We start from the raw sequence: 2,951 nt of genomic DNA, 5'->3' as shown, positions 1-2,951 counted from the left end.
AACACACGTAGCTGTTGCGCAACTCTCTTAAAAAAGTAAAATTTCAAGATAAGCGTAAAAAACAACCTCGTTTAAGGATTTTTAAGCGAGGTTTATTTTTGGTTTTAGGTTGTAGTTTGTAAAAATAAAATGCCTTAAAAAGTCAGTTTTCAAGTCAATGAAAGCTGTTTTTAGAGAAGTTGGTACTTTTGCTTGTATTTCACTTACAACTCCGGCTTTTGTTTTTGTTTTTTTGGTGATAAACTTCAAGTATTTCTTAAGATTATAGGTCAACGCTGCCATTAAAACGTGTTTGTTGGCTTGCTTGATTCCTCTTGTGTTTACGCGCTTCATATTGGTAAAATTGACCAACGTTCCTATTACTGGTTCTACGGTTTTACTTCTCACTCGCACCATTTGCTTGGCATAGCGTGCGTTTTGAGTCAGTTTTTGGTGCATTCGATCGTAGTGTTCCTTGTGGATGCTGTGATCTATCTTTTTATACTTAGTGCTTTTTCCGCAGCATTGTTCTCGTAGTGGACAGTTTTTGCAATCGCGCTCACTACTTCGATAGCTGTTTTTGGTGTAGCTTTTGCTATCGTTCTTTTCGCCTTTAAAGAGTAAAATGGCTTTGTTGGAACCTTCTTTGATGCATTCATATTGGTTGAGTTCTTTGTTGAAAATAAAACCTTCTCGCTCGGGTTTGTACTGTCCGAAGTTTGGAATATAGGCATCGATGTTTTTTTGGTGCAAATATTTTAACGCTTCTCCACTACTATAACCTCCATCGGCTAAAAGTTCTTCTAATTCAATGCCATTTTCATTTAGATTTTCCTCTGTTAATTCTACTATTTTTTGCACGCACTGACTATCGCGTTTGTCTGCAAAATCAGAACAGGCGCCTGTTATTACATGATGAGCATCGTCTACAGCTATTTGTCCAAAATAGTTTAACTGTCTTGCTTTTCCTGGTTTTACACTTACCCTAGCATCAGAATCGGTGGGAGAATAATGGGTGTGATTCGATACAAATCTCGGACGTATTGAATTGCCGTGTTCATCTACTTTATCAATGTTGAAGTTAGGATTGGGTTGGCTCTTGTAAGCTTCTTTTTTCCAATTATGGTGTTGTTCTACTAGTTTCTTTCTAGTGCTGGTAGTTTTAAATTCGCTGTTTTCTTCTAATTCATCTACAAAGGCACTGGCATCTTCCAATACTTCTTTCTCTACCAAACTATCCATAGAGGCATTGGCTTTGATAAAAACACTGTCCACGGCTTGACGCTTGCCGCGAATCATACCTTTGGAAACACATAGTTTTAAAACGGCTTTAAACAAACTTAAAAACACTTCTTCACCATATAACTGACGCGTGCGACTAATGGTGCTGTGCCAAGGCAATGCTTCGTCAATGTCATACCGAATAAAAAGGCGAACATCTAAACAATTTGAGCAATATTCGATGAGTTTCCTATCCGAATTTATGTTGTTTAAATAGCCTACCAAACAGATTTTGAAAAACACAACGGGATCAATGCTCTCCTGTCCTTCGTCTCCATAATACTTTGCAGTAGCTTTATATAAAAAATGAAAATCGATAGCTGTATCAAGCAATCGATAAAAATTATGCTCAGGAATCAGGTCCTGTAAATGAACTTGATAGAGCATTTTTGGCGTGAGTTCTTTTCTTCCTTGCATAGTTAAAAATACAATTTCTTTTACTTTTTTGCAAGTTTTTTTTTATATATTTGTTCGAGTTGTGCAACAAGCACACACGCTACAAGCAATTTGGGCATTAGGCTTAATTTGAAAATGGTTTTGTATCTGGATGATTTTGCAAATCCGAAAATAGGGCTTAATTTAGTCCCAAACTGCTTGTAGCGCGGGAACGTTAGCAGTAATCTTTCGCAATAACCTAGAAACAAGCGTTTTAACATAAATAAAAGTTATTAAGATTTTTATGAAAAAACTAATTCAAATATTCATTTTATTACTTTTAATATCTTGTAAAAAAGATAAAAACTCAACTTTGGACAGCGAAATTTTCACTTTAAATAAATTAGAATTTTCAATCGAAAAAGTAATTATTGAAACAGTACCTGAACTTCCAAAACAAGAAAACGTTCATTTAGTAGTTAAAATTTATAATCCAACTCAGAAATTAATAAAACTTCCTGTAAATGGAATAAAATACAAAGAAGACGAACTAAATGAACAAAGTCTATTTAGCATAAAAACAAAGCATAATAAATATTCTTGTGCTTCCTATTTATTAAAAGATAAAGTTGATACGATGTCTGTTATGCCTAAAAACATTTGCTATATTTTCCTATCAGTTATTGACAATAATATTAGAAATAAAAAACTTGAAAATTCAATCTTACAATATGATTTAATTGATAAATCATTTCATAAGAAAACTGAAATTGATAGTAAAAAAATATCAACATTAAATCTAAAACATAGACTTAATCTTGAAGAAGCAATTAAATTATGTCACGGAACTATAAATCGAAATAAATATTAAGACTACTGCTAACACACGCTACAACGGATTTGGGCAATTGGCTTAATGGAAAAATTGGTTTTGTATTTGGATGATTTGGCAAATCCGAAAATAGGGCTTAATTTAGTCCCAAACCCGCTGTAGCGCGAGAACGTTGGCAAACAGTTTAGAGAACCGAAATATGAAAGACACTTTAACAGAAAAAGAATCTATAATTGCAGACCAATAGCGTCCTAAACATTTAAAAAAAGAAAAGAAAAAGAGGGTAATTTTTGTATCTCAAATTAACTTTGAGTTGCACAACAAAAAAGCCCTCTTCTATGTCAAATATAACTTTGTTTTCTCAAATAATTTCAAAATTAGATCGTTCAAAATTCAGCAAAATAGTTGCAAGGAAAGAAACCGACAAGCACAATAAAGGATTCAGTAGTTGGAATCATTTAATTTCAATGCTTTTCTGCCAGTT

The 2,951-nt window shown here is 33.4% G+C and carries 3 protein-coding genes; 2 read left to right on the top strand and 1 reads right to left on the bottom strand.

Translation table 11 applies throughout. The features are described 5' to 3' along the window. Positions 1 to 81: 81 nt before the first annotated feature. Positions 82 to 1,677, bottom strand: coding sequence for an IS1182 family transposase (locus FJV36_RS09840; protein ID WP_158728224.1), 1,596 nt, complete (start codon positions 1,675 to 1,677; stop codon positions 82 to 84). Positions 1,678 to 1,939: 262 nt separating this feature from the next. Between FJV36_RS09840 and FJV36_RS09835 the strand changes: the two genes are divergently transcribed. Together FJV36_RS09835 and FJV36_RS09830 are read left to right on the top strand one after the other, a co-directional pair. Then, positions 1,940 to 2,506, top strand: a complete 567-nt coding sequence (locus FJV36_RS09835) for a hypothetical protein (protein ID WP_158728225.1) — start codon at positions 1,940 to 1,942, stop codon at positions 2,504 to 2,506. A gap of 299 nt (positions 2,507 to 2,805) precedes the next feature. After that, on the top strand, positions 2,806 to 2,951 hold a 146-nt coding region (locus FJV36_RS09830; protein ID WP_158981057.1), incomplete at its 3' end, for a DUF4372 domain-containing protein.

Source organism: Flavobacterium sp. I-STPP5a, assembly GCF_009764685.1.
Classification (GTDB): Bacteria; Bacteroidota; Bacteroidia; order Flavobacteriales; family Flavobacteriaceae; genus Flavobacterium.
The sequence above is the reverse complement of the archived record's forward strand: the minus strand, read 5'-3'. Positions and strand labels throughout refer to the sequence as shown.

Coding starts and splice junctions, on each gene's coding strand:
- FJV36_RS09840 (WP_158728224.1), bottom strand. CDS start 1,677: ATGCAAGGAAGAAAAGAACTCACGCCAAAAATGCTCTATCAAGTTCAT.
- FJV36_RS09835 (WP_158728225.1), top strand. CDS start 1,940: ATGAAAAAACTAATTCAAATATTCATTTTATTACTTTTAATATCTTGT.